This is a genomic window from Limnoglobus roseus (assembly GCF_008254045.1).
Classification (GTDB): domain Bacteria; phylum Planctomycetota; class Planctomycetia; order Gemmatales; family Gemmataceae; genus Limnoglobus; species Limnoglobus roseus.
In genome coordinates this window covers 8043490-8066245 of the sequence record NZ_CP042425.1, presented here as the reverse complement: position 1 = coordinate 8066245, position 22756 = coordinate 8043490, and the positions used below count along the sequence as shown (strand labels likewise).

The 22756-nt window shown below is 63.6% G+C and carries 16 protein-coding genes; 2 read left to right on the top strand and 14 right to left on the bottom strand.

All coding sequences use genetic code 11. From position 1 onward, the window contains the following. Positions 1–174: 174 nt before the first annotated feature. The 7 genes from PX52LOC_RS34595 to speA form a co-directional block, all read right to left on the bottom strand. A complete protein-coding gene (locus PX52LOC_RS34595; protein WP_149114357.1) occupies positions 175–1467 on the bottom strand; it encodes a bifunctional folylpolyglutamate synthase/dihydrofolate synthase in 1293 nt (430 codons plus the stop codon). A gap of 31 nt (positions 1468–1498) precedes the next feature. Continuing rightward, positions 1499–2770, bottom strand: a complete 1272-nt coding sequence (locus tag PX52LOC_RS34590) for an outer membrane protein assembly factor BamB family protein (protein WP_149114356.1) — start codon at positions 2768–2770, stop codon at positions 1499–1501. Positions 2771–2828: 58 nt separating this feature from the next. Beyond that, positions 2829–4343, bottom strand: coding sequence for a hypothetical protein (locus PX52LOC_RS34585; RefSeq protein ID WP_149114355.1), 1515 nt, complete (start codon positions 4341–4343; stop codon positions 2829–2831). Further along, positions 4333–6396 (bottom strand): preprotein translocase subunit SecA, encoded by a 2064-nt coding sequence (locus PX52LOC_RS34580; RefSeq protein WP_149114354.1) that lies wholly within the window; start codon positions 6394–6396, stop codon positions 4333–4335. Before PX52LOC_RS34580 ends, PX52LOC_RS34585 begins: the two co-directional genes overlap by 11 nt. A 125-nt stretch (positions 6397–6521) precedes the next feature. Beyond that, positions 6522–7376 carry an MBL fold metallo-hydrolase gene (locus PX52LOC_RS34575; RefSeq protein WP_149114353.1) on the bottom strand — a complete coding sequence of 285 codons (855 nt, stop codon included), beginning with the start codon at positions 7374–7376 and terminating at the stop codon, positions 6522–6524. 12 nt (positions 7377–7388) lie between these two features. Then, entirely contained in the window at positions 7389–7970 is a 582-nt protein-coding gene (locus PX52LOC_RS34570; protein ID WP_149114352.1) for a Uma2 family endonuclease, read from the bottom strand. Between the two features lie 17 nt (positions 7971–7987). Beyond that, a complete protein-coding gene (gene speA, locus PX52LOC_RS34565) occupies positions 7988–9934 on the bottom strand; it encodes a biosynthetic arginine decarboxylase (RefSeq protein ID WP_149114351.1) in 1947 nt (648 codons plus the stop codon). Between the two features lie 141 nt (positions 9935–10075). Here speA and PX52LOC_RS34560 point away from each other — a divergent pair, with 141 nt between their 5' ends. Continuing rightward, on the top strand, positions 10076–10813 hold the full coding sequence (locus PX52LOC_RS34560; protein WP_149114350.1) for a hypothetical protein: 738 nt from the start codon (positions 10076–10078) through the stop codon (positions 10811–10813). A 50-nt stretch (positions 10814–10863) separates the two neighbouring features. On the opposite strand, the gene PX52LOC_RS34555 is transcribed toward PX52LOC_RS34560, so the two are convergent. Further along, a complete protein-coding gene (locus PX52LOC_RS34555; RefSeq protein WP_149114349.1) occupies positions 10864–12231 on the bottom strand; it encodes a hypothetical protein in 1368 nt (455 codons plus the stop codon). A gap of 376 nt (positions 12232–12607) precedes the next feature. Between PX52LOC_RS34555 and PX52LOC_RS34550 the strand changes: the two genes are divergently transcribed. Beyond that, the gene (locus PX52LOC_RS34550) at positions 12608–14530 is read left to right on the top strand and encodes an ABC-F family ATP-binding cassette domain-containing protein (protein ID WP_149114348.1); all 1923 of its coding nucleotides are present in this window, start codon (positions 12608–12610) and stop codon (positions 14528–14530) included. A 708-nt stretch (positions 14531–15238) separates the two neighbouring features. Here the strand turns inward: PX52LOC_RS34550 and PX52LOC_RS34545 are convergent. The 6 genes from PX52LOC_RS34545 to PX52LOC_RS34520 form a co-directional block, all read right to left on the bottom strand. After that, a complete protein-coding gene (locus PX52LOC_RS34545; protein ID WP_149114347.1) occupies positions 15239–16063 on the bottom strand; it encodes a TIGR03943 family putative permease subunit in 825 nt (274 codons plus the stop codon). A 56-nt stretch (positions 16064–16119) separates the two neighbouring features. After that, positions 16120–17025, bottom strand: a complete 906-nt coding sequence (locus tag PX52LOC_RS41790) for a TIGR03943 family putative permease subunit (RefSeq protein WP_149114346.1) — start codon at positions 17023–17025, stop codon at positions 16120–16122. A 32-nt stretch (positions 17026–17057) separates the two neighbouring features. Further along, the gene (locus tag PX52LOC_RS34535) at positions 17058–18098 is read right to left on the bottom strand and encodes a permease (RefSeq protein WP_246173555.1); all 1041 of its coding nucleotides are present in this window, start codon (positions 18096–18098) and stop codon (positions 17058–17060) included. Between the two features lie 113 nt (positions 18099–18211). Beyond that, positions 18212–19165, bottom strand: a complete 954-nt coding sequence (locus PX52LOC_RS34530; protein WP_149114345.1) for a metal ABC transporter permease — start codon at positions 19163–19165, stop codon at positions 18212–18214. A 71-nt stretch (positions 19166–19236) separates the two neighbouring features. After that, positions 19237–21243: an NAD(+) synthase gene (locus tag PX52LOC_RS34525; protein ID WP_149114344.1), complete on the bottom strand. Its 2007-nt coding sequence runs from the start codon at positions 21241–21243 to the stop codon at positions 19237–19239. Positions 21244–21285: 42 nt separating this feature from the next. Continuing rightward, complete coding sequence (locus tag PX52LOC_RS34520) at positions 21286–22752, bottom strand: hypothetical protein (RefSeq protein WP_149114343.1); 1467 nt, start codon at positions 22750–22752, stop codon at positions 21286–21288. Positions 22753–22756 lie beyond the last annotated feature (4 nt).

Genomic DNA, 22756 nt, shown 5'->3' with positions numbered 1-22756 from the left:
TTGCACGGCAACATCGGCAAGCTAGCGAAAATATCCCCGATCCAGGGCGGTTTAGCAGGAACATTGCAGGGATATCGCACACAAGACGAGTCTCGACGCCGGACCGATTGCGGGAAAGCAAACTATTTTTACAGTCGGAAGAACTCTTACGGCAGGCGGGACCGATACTTCCGTTTAATCGCGAACTGCTTCCTGAAGTTCCCCGGCTAAAAAGACAGAACCCGTAATGCACACGAGGTCGTCGGCCGATGCCTCGGACTTCGCTGCCTGCCACGCGGCGAGCGCGGATTGGTGGAGGGAGTAGGGTTTCGCTACGAGGGGGGCGAGTTTTTCCGGCGGAACGCTCCGGGCGTTGTTGGAATAACGGGTCAGGTGAAAGTAGTCGAAGTATTCGCCAAGAATCGCCAGCATCTCGGGATACTGCTTGTCCGACGAGACCGCGAGAACGCAGACCTTTCGACCCGCCGCCGGGAACGACTCTCGCAACGTCCGCACCAGGGCCATTGCCGAGGGCACGTTGTGGGCGGTGTCCAGGATGATGACCGGCCGCTCGCGGATCACCTCGATGCGAGCCGGCCAGTGGACGGTCGCCAACCCGCGTTCAACGGCGGCTGTCGGCACCCTCAGTCCCGTCGCGCGAAGGCGGTCCAGGGTGACGACCGCGACGGCGGCGTTCATTGCCTGGTGTTCGCCTCGTAATTTCAACGCGAATTCCGGCGACTCGCGACCGCCGAGCGAAACCGCAACCCCCGCCGGCGGCCGATACCGATGCCGGAATTCCCGGCCAGCCCGGAAGAGCGGGGCTTGTTGTTCCCGCGCGATTTCCTCGATCACCGCAGCCGGTCCAGGTTCCGTCACGCCACTGATCACCGGAACCCGCGGCTTGATGATGCCCGCTTTTTGGAAGGCGATGGCCTCCAGCGTTTGGCCGAGTTGGGCGACGTGGTCGAAGCCGACCGACGTGATGACGGAAACCAGAGGCCGGCAGACGTTGGTACTGTCGAACCGCCCGCCCAGGCCGACTTCGAGAACGATGAGGTCCGCCCGTCGCCGGACGAAATGGAGGAAGCCGAGGGCCGTACCGATCTCGAAGAACGTCGGTCCTTGCCCCTCGTGCCGGTCGCACTCGCGAACGACCGGGGCCAGTTCTGCCACCAGTGCCGCCAGTTCGCCGGGCGTGATCGGTTGGCCATCGACTTGAATTCGCTCTTCGACGTGAACGAGGTGCGGGGATGTGAACAGCCCGACGCGGTAGCCGGAAGCCCGCAGGGCGGCCGCGATCATGGCCGCGGTCGATCCCTTGCCCTTCGTGCCGGTGATGTGGACGATGCGCACGCGGTCCTGCGGATCGCCGAGGCGGGACAGGAACGACCGCATCCGTTCGAGCTTCAAATCCGAGGGCTTCGCGGCCTTGACCTCGAAGTTGATTCGCCCGTACCAGAACGCGATCGCCTCGTCATACGTCATGCCATCAGGATATGCGGCGGGCGGCCGTCAGTCACTTCTTGCCGATGCAATAGAGGTGCGTGTGGTTGCGGAGGAACAACAGCCCGTCCACGACGGCCGGCGAGGCCATGCAGCGGACATCGACCTTCCCCCCGTCGGCCGGCACGGTCGTCATGTCGAGTTGATTCGTCGCGACCTTCTCGAACTCCGGCCTGGCCTTGAGGACGACCACCTTTCCAGATTCGGAAACAAAATAGACGTGCCCGTCGGCGGACACCGGCGACGCCGAGAACTTGCCGCCTTCCAGCCGCTCTTGCCACTGCTTCTTGCCCGTCTTGGCGTCCAGGCACGTCAGGACGCCGTTGTCGCTGACCACGTACAGCAGGTCGCCGACGACGAGCGGCGACGGCCGCGACGGGGCGATCTTGTCGGCCCGCCACGCGATGCCGTCCTTCGTCAGATCGCCGGTCCGGCCGGCCTTCACCGCGATCAAGTTCGACGTGTGCCCGGTCGTCAGGTAGATGAGGCCGTGGGCCAGAATCGGCCGGCACGCCTCGTTCATCCCGCCGTGAATCACCCGCCACACCTCCTCGCCGGTGCCCACGTCGTGCGCGATCGTGCCCACCGCCGCCGAGCAGACGACCTGCGCCTTGCCGTCGAACTCGAAGACCGACGGCGTGGCGAACGCCTTCTTCAAGTCGCCGTTGTCGGGGTAGGGCAGCTTGCGGTCCTTCTCCCAGATCGTGTCGCCGGTCGCCTTGTTGAGGCAGGCGGTGTACTGCTTGTCGTACCCGTCGAACATGAGGAAGAGCTTGTCCTTGTAGACCACCGGCGACGACCCCGGCCCCCGCCAGTGGTCGCACGGCAGGTTGTTTCTCTTCCAGATCGTATCCCCGGTGACCGTGTTCAAGCATGCGGTGCCGTGCGTGCCGAAGTGAACGTAGATCCGCCCTTCCTCAATGAACGGCGTCGGCGAAGCGAAACTGTTGTACTGCGCGATGTTTGGCGGATTGTCGGCGGTGAAGAGGAGCTTGTCGAAGACCACCTTCCCGGTCGTCTTGTCGAGGCAGACGGCGAAGAATTTCTTGCCGTCGGACAGGGCGGTCGTCAGCCAGACCTGATTGCCCCACACGACCGGCGAGGACCACCCCTTATCGTGGATCGGCACCTTCCACCGGACGTTCTCGGTTTCGGTCCATGTTGTCGAGACGTTTTTCGCCGTCGAAACGCCGTCGCCGTTCGGCCCGCGGAACCCCGGCCAGTTGTCGGCGGCGTTGACGGAACCGGAGAGGACGGCCGCGGCGAGGCAAATCAGAATGCGCATGGGATCGCTCGCAGATCGAACCGGGACAGTTCCCGGCGAGGAGGTTGGTGCGTGCAGTTTACCGGATCGAAGCAAGAACGTACACGACGCAGTTGTCGTCGGCGTACAGTTCCCGCCAGTGCGGGTCGGCCGCGAGGAGGCTGATGAGGCGATCTTCGAAACTCGGTCGCAGGAAGAATGCGGCGGGTTGGTGCTTCGCGAGGATCGGCCCGAGCGATGTTGCGTCGCTGACTTCTGCGAAATATTCGTCCCACTCACGGCGACTGAACAGGTAATACCGGCCGTCGCGGGTCACACGCCAGTTGGGGTAGCCGGCCTCAGAAACGAGCCCGCCCCAGCAGTAGCTGGTGTAGACCGTGCCACGAACGCCCGATTCCCGTAGGGCACACAGCCCGGCGAACGGGTAGTAGTTTGCGAAAGGAACGGGATGGGAACAGGTAGGGTAGCCTATGCCGACGATGACGAACAGCACCGCGAACGGCCGGCGCCACCGCGAGCGACCTTGCTCGGGCGGCAGGTCGGAAGCGGGCGAGAGCAACTCGACCCAGACGGGGATCACGGCGATCCCCCAGAAGAGTACGAAGCGGTGTGACAGGAGCATCGCGGCGGTGAGTGTCAGGAAGACGGCGAGCGTGCCGGCCCGCAGATTCCGGCCGCGGATCGCGATGCTGACGATGGTCGCGAAGAGCGCACCCCACGCGAACGGGCGGCCGTATTGCAACGGCTCCCACGTCAGGGGCAGCCACTCCGCCACGTCGAGGTACCGCGAGACGTCGGCGTTGACGGCCGAGATTCGGTAGATGTCGAACCCCGCCGGTGTGGCGAGTGTGGAAAGCCCCGCGAGTGGCAGCAACACGACGAGCCGCCACGGGAACGTGGGCCGGCGGCTTCGCCAGAACATCACCGCTTCTGCCAGCACCGTCGCGAAGACGACACCGCCGCCGACCGCGACGGACGGGTGCAGGTTCTGCCACGCGACGAACAATGTCCCTCCGAGAATGGCGGTGCACCGCACGCCGAGGTTCGATCGCATCAACACCACGAGCAAGCCGAACGCGAGGGCCGCGAAACTTTGCGGTCGCACGCTCGCCGACGGCACGGCCGCAAGCCACCCGACCCAGAGGCCGACCGTGGCGGGCCACACGTTTCGCGCGTTGCGGCCGCACGCTGTCGCGACGACCGCGAAGCCGCCGAACCAGACGAGCGCGTCCACGAGCCAAAGCAGCGTCCACCCGCCGACCTGCTTCGTCGCGGCGTAGACGACCTGCGCCAGCCACGCGACTGCCGTGAGGGGGTCGTGTTCCTTCCCGGCGAGGAACGGTTCCGTCTTCGGCAGGCCGTTCGTCAGCGTCAGTTCGCCGAGTTTGAGTTGCCAGAAGATGTCCACGTCGTGGATCGTGCGGCCGAGTTGGACGAGCAGCATCGCGCTCGCGGCGACGGCCAACACCGAAACCGGCCGGGTGCGGTCGCCCAACCGCCAGACCCAGGCGGCCGCGGTCCGAAGAAATGAAAGAACCCGGCCGGGTATCGTCGGCCGGGTTCGCGAGGGGAGGGCGTCGGAGTTAATCGACATACGGGTCCGCGCCCAAGTCTTGAAGCATCTCCTGCCGACCCCGGTCGTAGTGCATGAGGTCGAGGCGCTGCTTGTAGTGCTTCTTTTCGATCCGCTTCTGGGCCTTGCGGAACAGCCGCCGGAACATCGACCACGGCCGCGACGACCCGGACCGGCCGAGTTCTTCGAGGGCCTGCTGCCGCGCTTGACCGAGTCCTTCCAGGACACCGTCTTCAAGCGAGATAAAGAACTGTGCCGTGCCGGGGTCGCCTTGGCGGCCGGCCCGACCGGCGAGTTGCCGGTCGATCCGCTCGGCCTCGTGGCGTTCCGTCCCGATGACGTGCAGGCCGCCGTTCTCCGCGACGCCGGGGCCGAGTTTGATGTCGGTCCCCCGGCCGGCCATGTTCGTGGCGACCGTCACCCGGCCCAACTGCCCGGCCGCCCCGATGATCTGGGCCTCGTTCGCGTCTTGCCGGGCGTTCAGAACCAAGTGCTCGACGCCGCCGAGTTCCAGAAGTTTTGAGAGGCGTTCCGACTTGTCCACGGTCCGCGTGCCGATCAGCACCGGGCGGCCCTGGGCCACCATCTCGCGGACTTGCTTCACGACGGCGTCGAACTTCTCCCCCTCGTTCGGGGCCACGGCGTCGAGCATCGTCACCCGCTTGATTGGCCGGTTCGTGGGAATCTTCGTCACCCACCGGCGGTAGACCCGCCGCATCTCGCTGAAGTTCGGCATCAGCGTCCCGCTCATCCCGGCGAGCTTCTTGTACAGCCGGTAGAAGTTCTGGAACGTGACCTGGGCCGCGTGTTCGGACGGCATCGTGACCTGCACGCTCTCTTTCACTTCGACCGCCTGGTGCAAGCCGTCCCGCCAGTGCCGGTCGGGCATCGGCCGGCCGGTGCCTTCGTCGATGATGATGATCTTCCCGTCTTTCGAGATGATGTACTGGTGGTCCAGCGAGAAGCGGTGGTAGGCGTGCAGCGACTTCTCGACCTGTTCGAGCAACTTGTCCATCGCCACCGCGTGTTGACCGGTCGGCGGGTTAGAGTATCGCACGAGCGTCCGGCCGGAGTCGAGGATTTCGATCTTGTCCTTCTTCAAGTCCAGGCGGAAGTGCTCGTCCCGTTGCATCTGCTTGGCGACGCCGTCGGCCCACTTGAACATGATCTGCTCTTCCGGCGTCGCGTCGCGGGTCGGGTTCGCGATGATGAGCGGGGTGCGGGCCTCGTCGACGAAGATGCTGTCGGCCTCGTCCACGATGGCGTAGTGCAACGGTCGTTGGACGCGGGGATCCATCTTGGCGGGGCCGTTGTTCGTCCACGGTGCCCAGAACGGGGCGGTGGTGGACTGCCCGCCGCGGACCTTCAGGCGGTCGCGGAGGAAGTCGAACCCGAACTCGGCGGCCGTGCCGTAGGTCACGTCGCACTTGTACTGGAGCGTGCGGTCGCCGTCTTCCATCTTCTGCTGGATGCACCCGACCGTCAGGCCGAGCATCCGGTAGACCGGTCCCATCTCCTCGGCGTCCCGCTTCGCGAGGTAGTCGTTCACGGTCGTGACGTGAACGCCCTTGTTTTCGAGCGAGTTCAGGTAGGCCGGCGACACGGCGCAGAGCGTCTTCCCCTCCCCGGTCGCGAGTTCGACGAGGCCGCCGTAGTGCATGACGATGCCGGCCGCGAGTTGCACGTCGAAGAGTTGGTAGCCGAAGAGTCGCCGGATGGCGATGGCGGCCAGCGCGAACGCCTCGGGGATGAGCTTGTCGATGTGCTCGCCGCCGCGAACTCGGCCGCGGAGGTTCATGCTCTTCTTGCGGAGGTCTTCCTCATTGAAGTTGATGAACTGCTGTTCCCAGTGGCGAATCTTGGGAATGACGAGGGCCGCCCGCGCCAGTCGCCGCTTCCAGGGACGTGGGTCCGCGATCGCACGAAGGCGATTCTCCACGAGTGTCCCCAGCCGTCCCGGCACGTTGGCAATGGTCGGGCGGCGGGGTTCGTGCTTTTCGTCGGCCAGGGGCGGGGCGGTCTGATCGGCCGGGACGAGGTTCAGGATTTCTTCCGGGGCCTGTGCTGTACTCATCGGCGTTCAAACTCCTTTTCTCACTTCTAACTTACCGACGAATTCGGCCGGGCGAAAGACGGGATGAATCGGAACACCGCGGACGACCGTGCCGATGGGAAACGGTACCGCCTGTACCGTCTGGGCTAAATCCAGAGCTTCAATTTCGCCCTCAGCGATTCGGGCAGCTTCTTCTCCAGTACCCGCGTGACCTCCGACGGGTGGTACCGCGTGCTGAAGTGGCCCGCGACGATCAACTCGTTGCGGAAGCGGTCGGCCCGCTCGATGAAGTCGTCGAGGTGCATGTGGCCGAACTTGTGAATCTTCTCCCGCCGGTGCGCCGCCCGGATGAAGCTGAGCTCCGTGATCAGAATCTTCGCATCGTACACCGCCGGGTAGGCGTCCAACCCCGCCGGGCTGGTGTCGCCGGTGTAGGCGACGAGCGGGATGCGAACTTCCTTCGTCACGGCCGTGCCGCTCAGCCGCAGGTCGCGAATCTTGTCGCCGGGCAACCCTTGGTACTCGTCCTTCAGCTTGTTCCGCCGGTCCCACACGACGAAGCCGCGAGACGGGATGGTGTGCGTCGTCGCGAAGACCGTCACCACGAGTTCCCGCGACAGGTCGATCTCGTCGCCGGGGTCGAGACCTTCCACGTGAGCGATCTGTCGCCCGCGGTCGAGGCGGTGCATGATTTGCAGGAGTCGCCGGACGTCTTCGAGGCACTCACTCGGCACGTAGACGTTCGGCGGTTCCATCTTCATCATCCGCCGACGGGCGACGTACACCGGCAGGGCCGCGATGTGGTCGAGGTGGCTGTGCGAGATGAAGAGCGTCGGCGTGCCCATGAAGTCCCACGGGTGCGCCCCGACGTCGAACCCGACTTTCAGTTCCGGGATGCGCCAGTAACTCTGGACCGCCGCCCGTGCCCAGCCTTCGATCGTCAGCCCCGCGTGCGTGTGGCTGAGGTACGGGGCGTTATCGACGGGTCGGTCGGTGGTCATGGGCAAGCGCTTTCAAACGGTCGGGGCAGTGCGCAGCGGGGGCAGAAACGCCGCGAGGGAGACACGGAGACCCGGTAGGAGGTTCTCGCCGGTCAGGTCGGCGGGTTCCGTGAAGGATTGGATCGTGCCGTCGGCACGGCGGGCAAGAACCTCTCGCGTGTCGGGATTCACAACCCATACCAATTTCGTCCCGGCTCGCAGGAACTCACGGACGCGAGTGTCGAGATCGACGACCGTGTCGTTCGGCGAAACAACTTCAACCACCAAGTCGGGTACGATTCCCGCATCGCCCTTGGGAGCGATGAACGTCTTCGGATCACAAAGGATTACCGCCACGTCGGGCTTACGGACCTGCTTCGGCTTCCACGGAAAACACCGATAGCCGGCCTCGCCGGCTATCGCGATGCCAAGTTGCGTCTGTTCACACCACCCATGAAGGAGGTAGAAGATTCGGCCCAGAACGAGACTCGATTCGACGCCCATGCTCGGAATCTCCACGAGTTCGCCGTCGATCAGTTCGTACCCCCGTGGAACCGGGTTGATGTCGGCAACGTCTTCGACCTCGTAGATTTCGAGTGCTTCGGCGACGGTCATCGGTCTGTTCCCCCCGCTCACGGCTCTTCGAGGTAAGTATACCCGTCGAGGCCGCTCTCGTAGAACTTCAGGAACTGCTTGCTCTCGCTCACGGAAATGTGCCCGGCCCGGACAGCCCGTTCCACGTCCTTGCGGACCCGCTCCGTCAACTTCTCGGCACTGTACTGCACGTAGTTCAGCACCTCCGTGACAGTGTCCCCCTTGATGACCGTCTCGACGTTCGGCGTGCCGTCGTCTTCCAAGCGAACGTGGACGGCGTTCGTGTCGCCGAACAGGTTGTGTAGGTCGCCGAGGATTTCCTGGTACGCCCCCAGCAGGAACGTGCCGAGGTAGTACGGCTCGCCTTCCGTCACGGGGTGCAGTTCGAGCGTACTCCGCACGTCGCGGAGGTCGATGAACTGGTCGATCTTGCCGTCCGAGTCGCAGGTGATGTCGCCGAGGATTGCCTTTCGCGTCGGCACCTCGTTCAGTCGGTGGATCGGCATGACCGGGAAGAGTTGCTTGATGGCCCAACTGTCCGGCATCGACTGAAACACCGAGAAGTTGCAGAAGTACGTGTCCGACAGCATGTTCTCCAGGCCGTTCAGTTCCTCCGGCACGTAGTCGAGTTCTTTCACCAACCGCTGCAACTTGCGGGCGAACGCCCAGTAGAGCCGCTCGCCCAGCGCCCGGAGTTCCACGTTGAGGTAGCCGAGGTTGAAGAGGTTCAGCGTCTCTTCCATGCTCTGCACGGCGTCGTGGTAGCTCTCCAGGTAGTTCTTCTTGTTCAGGTCGCGGTAGTTGCTGAACAAGTCCTGGATCGGCTGCGGGGCGTCGGCCGGCATCTCGTCCGGGGCAGTACACTTGTCGAAGTCGGACGTGCCGAGCACGTCGAAGACGAGGACGGAACTGTACGCCACGAGTGCCCGGCCGCTCTCGGAGATGATGTTCGGGTGCGGCACGCCGGCGTCGTCGCACACGCTCTTGATGCGGAACACCACGTCGTTGGCGTACTCTTGCAGCGTGTAGTTCATGCTCGACTCGAAGTCGGTCTGCGAGCCGTCGTAGTCGATGCCGAGGCCGCCGCCCACGTCGATGTACTTCAACCCCGCGCCGATGCGATAAAGCTCGACGTACACGCGGGCCGCTTCGGTGAGTGCGTCCTTCACCTTGCGGATGTTCGAAACCTGGCTACCCATGTGGAAGTGGGTCATCTGCAAGCAGTCGTCGAAACCGCGGGCCTTCAGGTACTCGTAGGCTTCCAGCACTTCGGTCAGCGTCAGCCCGAACTTCGAGCGATAGCCGGCTGAGCCGCGCCACCGGCCGGCCCCGCGGCTGGCGAGCTTCACCCGCACGCCGAGCGGTTGCCGGACGCCGAGTTCCTCCATGTACTTGACGAGCAGTTCGAGTTCCGTGAACTTCTCGACCACGGGGATGATGTTCTTGCCGATCTTGCGGGCGAGTACGACCATCTTGATGAACTCGTCGTCTTTGAACCCGTTGCAGATGATCGGCGTGTCGCCGGTGCCGTTCGTCAGGGCGAGCACGGCGAGCAGTTCCGGCTTGCTGCCGGCTTCCAACCCGAACCCGTGTTCCTTGCCGAAGGCCAGCACTTCCTCGACGACGTGCCGCTGTTGGTTCACCTTGATCGGGTAGACGCAGGAGTACTTGCCCTGGAAGCCGTACTCGTCGATCGCCTTCTTGAACGCGCCGCCGATCTCGCCGATCCGGTGCTGGAGGATGTCCGAGAATCGCAACAGGATCGGGAGCTGAATGCCGCGGTGCTGGAGCTGGTCGATGAGTTCTTTAAGATCGAGCGAATGGTCGGCGGCCTTGCCGGGGTGGACCGTGAGGTGGCCGAGTTTGTTGATGCCGAAGTAACCCTTGCCCCAGTTCTTGACGCCATAAGTTTCGAGAGCGTCGGCGTTCCGCCACGGGTGGGCGGCCTCCGCGTCGAGACTTTTGCGTTCCACGGGTTTGCCCATCAGAGGAGGCCTCGGTAACAGCGTCACGGATTACGGGAGACAGATGATCCTGCGTCATGTTACGATCGTGCCCAATCCGTGCAACGCCAACTGCTGATTGTCGTCTACATTGCGCGCCCCTTTTCCCCGCGGAGTTATTCGATGCTGCGATTTTCTCTCCTCTTGCTCGTGGCCTGCCCCTTGTTGACGCTCGCCGCCCCCGCACCGAAAGACGCCCTGGCCGCGTGGGGGAAGGCCATCGATCCGGCCAAGGATTGCAAGTTCGATGTGACCGGAACGAAGCTGAAGATCAGCGTGCCCGGTGGCAAGGAACCGCACGACCTGAGTGCCGAACTGAACGCCCCGATGCACGCCCCGCGGGTGATGAAGGAAGTCGAAGGCGACTTCCAGATGGACGTGACCGTCGGTGCGTTCGAGGTGCCCGCGGGGGCCGAAGGCGGGACCGAGCGTAACGTCGCCTTCTTCGGCGCGGGCTTTCTGGCCTGGCAGGACGAGAAGAATTACGTTCGCCTCGAACGGGCCATGTTCCGCCGTGGCGACGAGCAACCGCCGTGCTACATCAGCTTCGAGTTGCGCCGTAACAGCGAGTTCGTGAAGTACGGCACGCCGTCGGACGGTAACCTCGACCCCAAGAAGGGTGCGACGTTGCGGCTGAAGCGGAAGGGGAATACCTTCTCGGCGGCCGTCACGGAGGACGATGGCAAGACGTGGAACGAGTTGAAATCGCTCGACGTGGAGTTCGACAAGAAGTTGCAAGCCGGCGTGATCGCGGTCAACACCGCGAAGGCCGACTTCGCCCCGGAGTTCGACAAGTACAACCTCGGCGAGTTGAAGGAAGAGAAGATCGAGAAGGTGGAAGAGAAGTCGGACAAGAAGTAATCTCTGTCGGGAGGTCGGGGGCGTCTGAGGACCGCGTAATGGGCGGTTGATTATTTGCCGCCCCGCTTCTTCGGGTCGATGAGCCGGAACCCCAGGTCGGTGCCCGGCGGCGGCTTGGCCGTGTGCGAGAGTTTGCCGCCGTTGTCTTCGCCGTCCGGTCCGACGGAATACACGATCACCCCGCCGGCTTCGTGCTTGAATTTCAACGCTTGGCCGGTGAACGGGTCGGGCGGCACGTTCGGCAGCAAATCCTTCGGCAGTTCCTCCAGCGACTTCGGCCACGCCTCGGTTCGCATTCGAAATCGTTCGCAGGCGATCGCGGCGATGGCGCAGCGAATGGGGATGACGCGAGACAGGTCGGATTCGGCTAGCGTTTCCGTGCGGTATCCCATTCCGGCCAATAGCTTCGATACCACCGATCGCGGTTCGGGAAGCGGTCGAATTTGCCGGGACTGGGCCACCCACTTTTCTTCTGGTTGCCGCGCGGCTTCGACGAGTTGATTCGCGTGTTCCAATACTTCTTGGTGTTCGCCCTTTTCGTGCAAAGTAAAGAGAACCGATTGCCACCCGAGTGAAACCGGGACGTTCAAACCGTACCGAGCGGCGAACGCCCCGACCGTGTCTTTGCCGGTTCGGAAGTTCTCGTACAGTTGGTTGAGGCAGGCCCGTTCCATCCTCATAGTTGTGAGGAACCGCGAGGCTTCCACTTCCGCCGCCAGGCGATCCTGCAACTCCGCGAGCAGTTCTCCTTTCGCCACGTTCTTTGCCAGTGTTTGCTCGGCGACCGTCACCGCCATCGTCGACCCCTGTAACCGGATCAACTGGCTAATGAAGAACGGTTCGTCACCGATGGACCGTCCTGCCTGCACGCAGCAGATCGCGGCGATCAGCGCCCGGTCGGAGTCGTTCGAGAGGGCGGCGCAAGTACCCTCGGCTTGAAGAAGGTCGCACACCTTGCGAACGGTGTCGACGTGAGGGATCAAGGTGCCCATGCCGTCGATCGAGAGTTTCGTCGGAGCGGCACCCAACCCATTGAACGCCCGGAGGCGGTGCGCGATGTCCAGAGCGGCGCGGGCCTGTTTCAGTTGCTGTCGGGATTCCGTGAGTAAGGCCTGGGGAACGCCATCCTCCAACTTCCCCTCTTCTTTCACAACTGAGAGCAGTGATTCCGGCTTCTGGCTCCACATGGTGAAGGGAGGCGGAATCACCTTACTCGCGGCCTCGACGACGAGGAACGAGTTCTTATCGTCCGGCGGGATCGTGCGTTGGTATTCGGCCCAGATGTCGTCCATCCGCCAGCCGGGGTCGGTCTGGTCGAGTTCGGCCTGGAGCACGGCGGCGTTTCGGCGATCGTAGAAGAAGAAAAACCAGACGGCACCCGCCGCGAGCATCGAGAAGACGCTGAGAATCGCGAGCATTCGCGTGCGAAATCGCCGCCGCGGTTTCGCCGTTTCGGCTGGCGTCACAGGGGGTTCGGTCGCTGGTTCCATATCTCTCGGCCGTCGACGAAGTGAAATCGGTTGGGTGAATTCTACAGCTTCCCGCCGCCCCCGCGGACAGGGCGGCGATTTCCCATAGAATGACTGTCTGGTATTTTCATCCTCAGACCGTCGGGATCTGTCATGGGCATTCAGCACAAGTCGAAGTCGCTCCGGAACGCGAACAAGAAGCGAGTCCGTGCCCGCAAGCACAAGCTGCGCAGCACGAAGAAGGGCAACCGATAACGCACGGCCGATCGTTCCTCAGCCCGGCGGCGGCCCTGCCGGGTTGCGTCGTTTCTGGTGGTGGTCGATCATGCTGCTCCTGTCCGGCACCAACCTGTCCCGTGGGTACGACGCGACGCCGCTGTTCGAGGACGTGTCGTTCGAACTGCGGGCCGGCGAGCGGGTTGGCTTCGTCGGGCCGAACGGGGCCGGAAAGACGACGCTGCTCAAGGCCATCGCCGAGCCGGAGTTGTTCGACACTGGCAAGGTGCAACTGCACGCCGGGGCACGCCTCGGCACACTGCGGCAGGTGGCCGAGTTCCCGGCCGGGCGGACGATCTTCCAGGAAGCGAAATCCGCCTTCGACGAACTGCTCGCCGCCCAGGACGAGTTCATCCGCGTCGCCGAGCAACTGGCCGCGGCGACGACGGACGCCGAGCGGAAGCAACTTTCCGACCGCTACGACCGCCTGCACGAGCAACTGCAATCGCAGGACGGCTTCCACCTCGACAACCGCGTCGAAGAAGTCCTCTCTGGCCTCGGCTTCAAACCCGCCGACTACCACCGCGACGTGAACACCTTCAGCGGTGGTCAGCAGCGACGGCTCTTGCTCGCCAAGATTCTGCTCGCGGCCCCCGACGTGATGCTGCTCGACGAACCGAGTAACCACCTCGACATCCGCACCACCCGCTGGCTCGAAGACTACCTCGTCCGCCAACCGCAGGGGATGATCGTCGTCAGCCACGACCGCTACTTCCTCGACAGGGTCACGAACAAGACCTTCGAGTTGCACAACCGACAGGTCAGTTCCTTCCCCGGCAACTACACGCAGTACGTTCGCCTCCGCGACGAGAAGCACGAACGGCAACTCAAGGAGTACGAGGCCCAGCGAGAGTTCATCGAGAAGCAGGAAGAGTACATCCGCCGGGCACACTACGGCCAACTGGCGAAGCAAGCCCAGAGCCGGATGAAGACGCTCGACAAGATCGACCGCTTCGAAAAGCCGACGAAGGTGAGCGGCCCGAACATCCACCTCGGCGACGCCGTGCGTTCCGGCGACATCGTCTTCCACGGCGAAGACCTGGCGAAGAGTTTCGGCGACAAGAAGCTCTTCGAAGACCTGAACTTCGACATCCTCCGCGGCAAACGGGTCGGTATCCTCGGCCCGAACGGGTGTGGCAAGACCACGCTCCTCCGCATCCTGCTCGGCGAGGAAGCCCCAACGAAGGGCAAGGTCCACCGCGGCCACCTCGTCTACCTCGGCTACCTCGATCAGCACTTGAAGATGCTCGACGACGAGAAGACGCTCATCCGGGCCGTCTGGCCGGAAGACGACGCGACGCAGACCGAACAGAAGATGCGCGACCTGCTCGGTAGCTTCGGCCTGCACGGCGAGACGGTCGAACAGCCGGTGAAGTCGCTCTCCGGCGGCGAACGCAGCCGGGCCGCCCTCGCCCGCCTCACGGTTGAAGGGGCGAACGTCCTCGTCCTCGACGAGCCGACGAACCACCTCGACTTGTGGGCGTGCGACTCGTTGGAAGAGGCGGTGCAGGCGTTCGAGGGCACGCTGATTTGCGTCAGCCACGACCGCTACTTCCTGAACCGCGTTGCGGACATGCTGATCGTCTTCGACAGCGACCTCGGCCGCCCGGAGATCGTCTTCGGCAACTACGACACTTACGAATTGCTGCGGGCCAACCGCGAACAGGCCGCGAAGGAGCAAGCCGGCAAGAGCCGCAAGCCCGACGCGAAGCCGAGCGAGAACGGCACGACAACACGACCCGAGAAGGCGAAGCGGAAGCGGAAGTTCCCGTACCGCAAGGCGGCCGACGTCGAGGCCGAGATTGCCGTGACGGAGGCGAAGATCGCGGAGCTAGAAACGCTCTTGCAGGACGCCGACATTTACCGCAACGCGCCGAAGTTCCAGGAAACGCTCGACGCCCTCGAAGCGGCGAAGCAAAAACTGCCGACGCTGTACGAACACTGGGAAGAGGCGACGGAGTTGAACGGATAACCTGATTCCAGTCTCGGCCGCGCCACAAGGGTCGAAAAGCTCGACAGACCTCGAAATCATAACGCTCGACTAGCAGCCTAAAGGTATCAGTTGTGAAGGCGCACAGTCGGCAGCAAACCATGTTAAATCATCGTCTGGCGAGTCCGGCCCCCATGCACAAACGAAGTGTCCTTGCCTTCCATTCACTGAGTCAACGGCGACCTCAAATCCGTCCCGGCGATATGTCGTTGCAGTTTCGAAGTCCGGCAGTCCGAGCGTAACTTTTGTCTTCCCGTCAGTCCAGGTCTGCGCAGCGAGATTCTCGCCACTATTGGCACCACCCTCGGACCAGATCGCATCAACTGCCCAGACGCATTTGAGAAGTATTGGCCCCTCATCTGCTGCTCCGATCCGCCAGACGGCCGCAAATACTCCATTGACGGCCATGCCCGGCGGGAGCAAAAGGACTGGCTTCGTCAGTAATAACTCAAACTGTACGGGAGCCGACCAAATGGCAACGCTCTGCTCATCGTCTGTAACGGCTGACGTGGGCGTGAGTAAGGCGCCCGCCTGCTCCAAACTGAAATTCAACTTGCCGAGCGGTGTCAAGATCGACGGTAGGTGTGAACCGATCATTCGAAGCGGTCGGTTCATGTGAAATAGTTTGGGCTGTCCGACCATCACGTTTTGCACCTGTTACAAATACCTCTGTCACCCCAGAGACGGAATCTACTCAGGTTGGATGCCCCTCGTCGTAACGCTCTTGATGTTTTTGACGTCGGTCTTGAGCAGGGGGAGGTAGTCGGCGGAGCCGGGGACGTGAACGAACTGGAGTTGGCCAGTCACCTCCACCCAGACGTGATCGGTGATCCCACCGAGAGAAGTTTCTGTAATAATCCGAGCCTTGAGTGGGATTGTGTCGGCAGCGCAGCACGTCATCTTGAGGCGATACAGTGTCGCTTCCTTGTCACCCAGCGTGCGGATTTGGCCCTTCACGGTGGCCGTCTTGCCCTCTTCCGACTCCCGCTTGTCGGCGTTGTTGGCGAAGGCGTTCAACTCGTCGAAGCTGAACCGCCGGCCGCCCTCCTTCGCCGTCACCGACTTCACCTGACCGAGTTCGGTTTGCCCACGGACGAGTTGGTCGTCGATCCAGGCATTGCTGAACCCCTGATTCGGTTGGCCCCAAACGACGAGTACCACCGGGAAGAGGAGCACCACGACTCGCCAGTACACCCCGTCGCTGCGACTGTGATCGTGGTCGTGTCCGCAGTCCGGACCGTGAACGTGATTGCGGTGTTCGCCTGCCTCTAGGCAAATCGCCAACGCCCGCACCAGCGTCAACGCCAATAGCACGATGCCCGCCGCGAGTACGAATCCATAGAAGTTCTGGTTTAAAACGATCATCAAAACGGACGGGGTAGAAATGTCTTCGTTCAGCAGTGCCGGCACGGCAAGGGCCACGGCCACCGCACCGAACGCCCCGCAGATGCCGATGGTGGAAAGCTGTTCGAGGTACTCGTCGCCGTGGTCAGGGTGGCCGTGGGCGTCGGACATGAGAATGCCCTCGGGGGACATTGGTGTGGGAATCGGCCCGCCCTTGAGAGCGGGTTCTATTCCGGCAAGACGCCCTTCGTCTTGATGTTCTTAACGTCGGTCTTGAGCAGGGGGAGGTAGTCCGCACTCCCCGGCACGTGGACGAACTGGAGTTGTCCGGTGACCTCGACCCAGGCGTGGTCGGTGATGCCGCCGAGGGAGTTCTCGGTGACGATGCGGGCCTTCAGGGGGATGGTGTCGGCGGCGCAGCACGTCATCTTGAGGCGGTAGAGGGTGGCCTCCTTGTCGCCGAGCTTGCGGATCTGGCCCTTGACGGTGGCCGTCTTGCCCTCCTCGGACTCCCGCTTGTCGGCGTTGTTGGCGAAGGCGTTGAGCTCGTCGAAGCTGAACCGACGGCCCCCTTCCTTCGCCGTCACCGACTTGACTTGGCCGATCTCGTCGCCGTCGCCGAGCCGACCGACCACCCACTCGGCACTGAACCCCTGGTTCGGCTGGCCCCAGATGAACAGCACGACCGGGAAGAGCAGCACCACCGCTCGCCAGTAGACACCGCCGTGACTGTGATCGTGGTCGTGCCCACAGTCCGGACCGTGGACGTGGTTGCAGTCGGGGCCGTGAACGTGATTCTTCCGTTCGCCGGCTTCTTGCCAGAGGGCCAGCACGCGGACGAGTGTCATCGCCAGCAGCACGACCCCGGCGACCAGCACGAACGAGTGAAAGTCCGGGCTGAGGATGATTTGCAGGATCGACGGGTTGGCCGGATCGGTGTTCGTCAACGCCGGCACCGAGAGGGCCACGGCCACCGCCCCGAACGCGCCGCAGATGCCGATGGTGAAGAGTTGTTCCAGGTACTCGTCGCCGTGGTCGTGGTGGTGATGCGCGTGGGCGTGCCCATGATCGTGAGCGTGGTCGTACGCATGATCGTGGTGGTGATGCTCGGCGTGGCTGTGGGTGTCGGCCATGAGATTGCCCTCCGGACGGACGTTGGTTCGAGTTACTTTTTCTCTTCGATCGGTGCGGGCTTATCAACCGGCAGGGTCGGGCTCGCTGTCCCTTGAGGCCACAAGAGCGGGCCGGTAATCGGCCGGTACGTGACGTGGATCACGATTGAGTACAGCAGCGACAGCGTGACCACGCACACGACGATGGTGGCGATGAGCCGGGCGCGGAAGACCCGGGTGAACATCATCAACAGCTTCAAGTCCAGCATCGGCCCGAGGACCAGGAACGCGAGTTTCGCGGAGACGGCCATTTTGGTGAAGCTCGCCGCCACGAAGGCGTCGGCCTCGCTGCACAGGCACATCAGCACCGCGAGGAGCATCATCAACGGGATCGCGAGGAACGGTTGGTCTTGCGACATCCGCTCGATGGTTCCCGGCTGAATCGACATCTTTGCGACCGCAGCCAGGATCGCCCCGAGGATGAGGAAGACCGTGATGTCCATGAAGTCGTGCAGGGCCGTCGACGAGATGTTCGACAGCCGTTTGATGAGCGGCTTCGGCTTACCGGGGGCCATCGCGTCGTCATCGTCGGCCATCGGCAGCGACGACGGCATGGCCGTGGCCGTGACGAGGGCCGCGACCCCGGTCTTCTTCGACATCATGTAAACGATGACGCCCGTGATCGTGGCGATCAGGAACCCGCCGAGTGCCCGCAACAGGACCATGTCCACGCCGATGCGGACGCCGTCGATCTCGTGTGTCTTGAAGGCGTAGTACGTGCTCAGCAGCACGACCACGTTCATGATCGGCCCGGCCAGCATGTACGCGATGCAACACGACAGCGGCAAGCCCTTCTTTAACAGCCGCCGCATCACGACCACGATGCCGCACTCGCACATCGGGAAGATCAAGCCGAGCGCACCGCCGACGGCCGCCGACGCGAGCGGGGCCTTCGGCATGAACTTCGTAATCCACTGCTGCGGCAGGAGTTCTTCGAGGATGCCCGCCACGATGGCCCCGAGGACGATGAACGGCATCGCCTCCCAGAGAATCGAGCTGAACGTCAACAAGAAGTCGCGGATCTGATCGACCACGGCTCACACTTCGGGATGGGGAAACGGGATCGTCAACCGGATTCTACGCGGCGGGTCGTCCGGGGGTTCGGTCATTGTCCGAAACGACACCGCGGAGTACAAGGCGTGATGCCTTAACATTCGCAGTCCACGCCGTGAACGGCCCGGCCGCGGAGGCGGGCGAGGAAGGCGGTGACGAAGAAGCAGAACACGGTGAGGACGACGATCGTGCCGCCGGTGCGGAACTCGAACACGCGGTTCGGCCCGAGGTTGAGCACCCAGTTCCGGCTGATGAGGTAACCGCTCCACCCGCACCCGAGGGAGATGAGCAGGCTCATCAGGAACAGCTGCCGGACGTTCCGGGCGGAGTTCGCCGCGGCCGCCGCCGGGACCACGAGGAGGGCGTTAATGAGCAGCACGCCGACCGCCTTGATCGACAGGTTCACGACTAACGACAGCAACACGACGAAGAGGTAGTGGTTCAGCCGCACGCTCACCCGGCGAGATCGGGCGAGGCTCGGGCTGAAGCTAGCGAAGACGACGGAGTTAAAGCGAGTCAGGATGAAGCCGAGGACCAGGACCGCGAGGGCCAACAGCATGAGTTGATCCTCTGCCTGCGCGAAGATCGGGCTGCCGAACAGGAACGCTTCCGGGTCGAACCGCTGGCCCCGCTTGTTCACTTCGGGAATCAGCATTGCCCCGAAACCAACGGCGAGGGCGAAGAACACGCCGATGATGGAGTCGGCCGCGAGGCTGGATCGCTCGCGGAAATAAGCGATGCCGACGCCAACGGCCGCCCCGAACAGGATCATCACGAACGGCACCAACCACCGGAACGGCGAGTCGTCCACTCGCCGGTTGAGCGGGTCCACGATCAACACCGAGAGCAACCCGAGGGCCACCCCGGCGAACGCGCAGTGGGCCATCGCGTCGCTGAAGAATGACATGCGGTTGCCGATGACCAACGAGCCGACCGTGCCGCAGACGATGCCGACCGTCGTGATCGCGAGGACGGCATTTACGTCGTGCAACTCGACGCCGAGCGTCTGCGAACAGCGGATGAGGAAGTCTTCGAACAGTTGCAGCATGGGGAGTGACCGCGGGTGGGAGGCACTGTCATCCTACGGCGGTCGCCCCCCAATGGATCGGAGGAAACCGCTCACGGCGCCCGTTCGACCGCTTCCAGCCACGCTCGCGCCACAGCGTCGCTCGGCATCCGCCAGTCGCCGCGAGGCGACAGACTCACCGATCCGACCTTCGGCCCGTCCGGCAGGCACGACCGCTTAAACTGGTTCGTGAAGAACCGCTTGAGGAACATCGTTAGCCACTTCCGCAGGTCGGCCGGCGAGTAGTAACGGTCGAACTTGGCCTGCCGGGCGAGGGCCAGGATTTTCTCCGGCGGGCTGCCCCACCGTAGGAAGTGGTACAGGAAGAAGTCGTGCAGTTCATACGGCCCGATGGTCCCCTCGGTACTCTGTCCGGCACCACCGTCCGCGGCCGTCGGCAACAGTTCGGGCGAAATCTCGGTCTCGACCACGTCGAGGAGGGTTGATCGCACCTCGCCGTCGAACTCGTTCTCGGCCGCCCACCGGACGAGGAACTTCACGAGTGTCTTCGGGATCGAGACGTTCGGATTGTACATGCTGATGTGGTCGGCGTTGTAGGTACACCAACCGAGGGCGAGTTCCGACAGGTCGCCGGTGCCGATCACGAACGCGGTGTTCATCAGGAGGTTCGTGCGTGCCCGCGCCTGCACGTTCTCGAAGGTGAGGTCGTTGCGGGCGTCGGCATGAAGGTTTCGCAACTTCCCGGACAGCGTGTCGAGGGTTTCGTGCTCCAGCGGGATGCCGAACGGGGCGTGGCTGAGGGCCTTCATCTCGTCGAAGCACAACTGCCGGATATCCACCTCGCGGGCGGACAGGCCGAGCGTTTTCATCAGGACGTGGGCGTTCCCCTTCGTGCGGCCAGTTGTGCCGAAACCGGGCATCGTCAGTGCCCGAATCTTCTCCCGCGGTACGCCGAGGTCGTCGAAAGTCTTGCAGAGCACGAGCAGGGCGAGCGTGGAGTCGAGGCCGCCGGACACGCCGATGCTAACGGCCGGCTTGCCGATGTGTTCGAGCCGCTTCGACAATCCGGCCACTTGCGTGAGGAAGATTTCCTCGCACCGTTCGCGGAGCGTGAACGGGTCGGACGGCACGAACGGGTGCGGGTCGATGAACCGTTCGAGCTTCGTAGGGAAGGCGCTCGCGGGCGTCTGAAACTTAACCCGGCGGAACGTCCGCTTCAGCTCGGGGTCGGCGTGCAGATCGTTGACACTGTTGCCGATCATGCGATCGTGTTCGATCCGCTGCAAATCGAGGTCGGCGACGGTGAGGCTGTTCGCGCGTTGGAATCGCTTCGACTCGGCCAAGATGTTGCCGAGTTCGCCGACCATCGCGTGGCCGCCGAAGACGAGGTCGGTCGTCGATTCGCCCACGCCGCTGGACGTGTAAACGTACCCGGCCAGGCACTTGCTCGACTGGCTCGCCACGAGCTGCCGGCGGTACCACGACTTGCCGATCGTCTCGTTGCTGGCCGAGAGGTTCACGAGGACCGTCGCCCCGTTCACCGCCTGGAGCGAACTCGGGCTGACGGGCATCCACAGGTCTTCGCAAATCTCGACGCCGAGGACGAACCCGGCGTCCGTCTCGCTCTCGAAGAGGATGTCGGTACCGAACGGGGCCGACTGCCCGGCAAGGCGAATCGTGTTCGACAGAGCGTTACGAGCCGGGGCGAAGTATCGGGCGTCGTAGAACTCCTTGTAGTTCGGCAGGTAACTCTTCGGCACGACACCGAGCAACTTGCCGCTGCGGAACACGGCCGCGCAGTTGAACACCATGCCGTCGAGTACGACCGGTAGCCCGACCACGCCGACGCCGCTGTAGCACAGGTCGGCGGCCGACAGGAGCGTTTCCAGGGCCGCTTCCGTTGCAGCGAGGAGCGTCGGTTGGTGGAACAAGTCGTGGCAGGTATAGCCGGTCAGCCCGCACTCGGGGAAGACGATCAGTCGCACTTGTTTCTCTTCCGCCTCGCGGAGCAGGTCGAGGGTGCGCTCCGCGTTGAACTTCGGATCGGCCACCCGCAGTTCCGGCACGCCGGCCGCCACGCGGAGGAAAGACGGGGTCATGAGGTGTTCCTGTATCGTTGGAGGCATTCAGCCTCCGGCATCTTACCGCTTCCGCCGCTCGTGGACGGCCGCGACTTCCTGCTCGCGCATTTCGCGGAATCGCCGCATGGACTCGCCGACGACGGGAGACAGTTCCATCTTCGTGAACCGCCCCCAGGTGCGGTCGGCGCGGGCGGCCTGTTCCTCGAACGACTCACGGTAGATGATCCGGCCCTGATCGACGAGCTTCACGAACAGGAGTTCGCCGGCGATGCTCTCCGAGCGATCGGCGACGACGAGAGTGTCGCCGACGCCGTAGACGCGGAGGTGGCCGGCGAGGCTTTCCTTGCCGGGCGAGTTGCTGAACTTCGTGTTCGGGCGACCGCCGGTCGCCGTACGCTTGAACGCGGCCGAGACGGTGTCGCGGTGGACGAGCTTCCACCAGTAGCCGCCCGCGCCCGGGAAGAGCATCGTCGGTTCGAGGCCGGTCTTCTCGCGGAACGTGTCGTACACCTTGCGGACTGCCTCCGGTGAGACTTCGTCCTCGAAGACGATCAGCCGCGGTTCCATTCCGGCCTTCCGCATCTGCTCGAAGTACAGCACGCACTGCCCGGCAATGTCGCCACTGTCCACGCGGATGCCGACGCGGTCGGTCTCCGGGTGCGAGCGAATAACCTTCAGGGCGTTCTCCAGGCCGACACTCTCGGCGTCCACGAGGTCGCACAAGAGTGACGCCGTGCCCATGCGGGAGACGAAGCGGTCCATCATCTCGTACTCGGCGTCGGCCAAGGAGCGGTCGAACGACTGCCTGGCGCACATCATCTCGTGGCCGATGGTGCCGATCGATTGGAACAGTTCCGGGTACAGAAACTCGGCCGTGTCGTTGGACGTGAGCTTGCCGCCGCCGCCGACGTATCGGGCCAGAAGCAGAATGAGGTTGCACACCTCGACCGGGGCCGACCGCAGGCCGAACTCGGCGTCGCGCGGCGTGGCCAACTTCATCAGTCGAGCTTTTGTCGCCTGGATCACCGGGGCGAAGTACCGGCACATCGCCGCTTCCAGGTATGAGACGAAGCCGCCCGGCCCCTCGAAGACCAAACACGGCACGCCGGCCCGGAACGTCTGCCCGCCGGGGAAGCCCCACACGTCCACCGGCAGCGGGAACTCGTCGCCGGGCTGTTGCAGGAGCGCGTCCCACAGTTCCACCGGGAACGCCTTCGTGTTGGCATGGTCGGCGTACCACTGCCGCGCGAGTTCGATGTCGGTTCGTTTCAGCGGTCGGCGGAACCATTGGGCCAGCATTGCCTCGTGGCCGGCCATGATGAGTTGGCCGTCCGCCCCCGGTTCGGGCAGCGATCGGCGGAATGTCAGGGAGTAGCTTGCCGGGGCGAGGGCGATGTCCGGTACGGCCTGCCACATCGTTCGCTTGTAGCTGTCGGTGCCGCCGAGCCAGCCGCCGAGGAGGAAGAGCTTGTCGAAGAACTCGTCGCGCATCTGCTGCCGCTTGGCGGCGAACGGGTCGGCGGGCATCGGG

Excerpts from the sequence above, each read along its gene's own strand:
- PX52LOC_RS34530 (WP_149114345.1), bottom strand. The coding sequence starts at position 19,165 with ATGCTGCAACTGTTCGAAGACTTCCTCATCCGCTGTTCGCAGACGCTC.
- PX52LOC_RS34590 (WP_149114356.1), bottom strand. The coding sequence starts at position 2,770 with ATGCGCATTCTGATTTGCCTCGCCGCGGCCGTCCTCTCCGGTTCCGTC.
- PX52LOC_RS34575 (WP_149114353.1), bottom strand. The coding sequence starts at position 7,376 with ATGACCACCGACCGACCCGTCGATAACGCCCCGTACCTCAGCCACACG.
- PX52LOC_RS34525 (WP_149114344.1), bottom strand. The coding sequence starts at position 21,243 with ATGACCCCGTCTTTCCTCCGCGTGGCGGCCGGCGTGCCGGAACTGCGG.
- PX52LOC_RS41790 (WP_149114346.1), bottom strand. The coding sequence starts at position 17,025 with ATGGCCGACACCCACAGCCACGCCGAGCATCACCACCACGATCATGCG.
- PX52LOC_RS34545 (WP_149114347.1), bottom strand. The coding sequence starts at position 16,063 with ATGTCCGACGCCCACGGCCACCCTGACCACGGCGACGAGTACCTCGAA.
- PX52LOC_RS34520 (WP_149114343.1), bottom strand. The coding sequence starts at position 22,752 with ATGCCCGCCGACCCGTTCGCCGCCAAGCGGCAGCAGATGCGCGACGAG.
- PX52LOC_RS34570 (WP_149114352.1), bottom strand. The coding sequence starts at position 7,970 with ATGACCGTCGCCGAAGCACTCGAAATCTACGAGGTCGAAGACGTTGCC.
- PX52LOC_RS34555 (WP_149114349.1), bottom strand. The coding sequence starts at position 12,231 with ATGCTCGCGATTCTCAGCGTCTTCTCGATGCTCGCGGCGGGTGCCGTC.
- PX52LOC_RS34580 (WP_149114354.1), bottom strand. The coding sequence starts at position 6,396 with ATGAGTACAGCACAGGCCCCGGAAGAAATCCTGAACCTCGTCCCGGCC.
- speA (WP_149114351.1), bottom strand. The coding sequence starts at position 9,934 with ATGGGCAAACCCGTGGAACGCAAAAGTCTCGACGCGGAGGCCGCCCAC.
- PX52LOC_RS34585 (WP_149114355.1), bottom strand. The coding sequence starts at position 4,343 with ATGTCGATTAACTCCGACGCCCTCCCCTCGCGAACCCGGCCGACGATA.
- PX52LOC_RS34550 (WP_149114348.1), top strand. The coding sequence starts at position 12,608 with ATGCTGCTCCTGTCCGGCACCAACCTGTCCCGTGGGTACGACGCGACG.
- PX52LOC_RS34560 (WP_149114350.1), top strand. The coding sequence starts at position 10,076 with ATGCTGCGATTTTCTCTCCTCTTGCTCGTGGCCTGCCCCTTGTTGACG.
- PX52LOC_RS34595 (WP_149114357.1), bottom strand. The coding sequence starts at position 1,467 with ATGACGTATGACGAGGCGATCGCGTTCTGGTACGGGCGAATCAACTTC.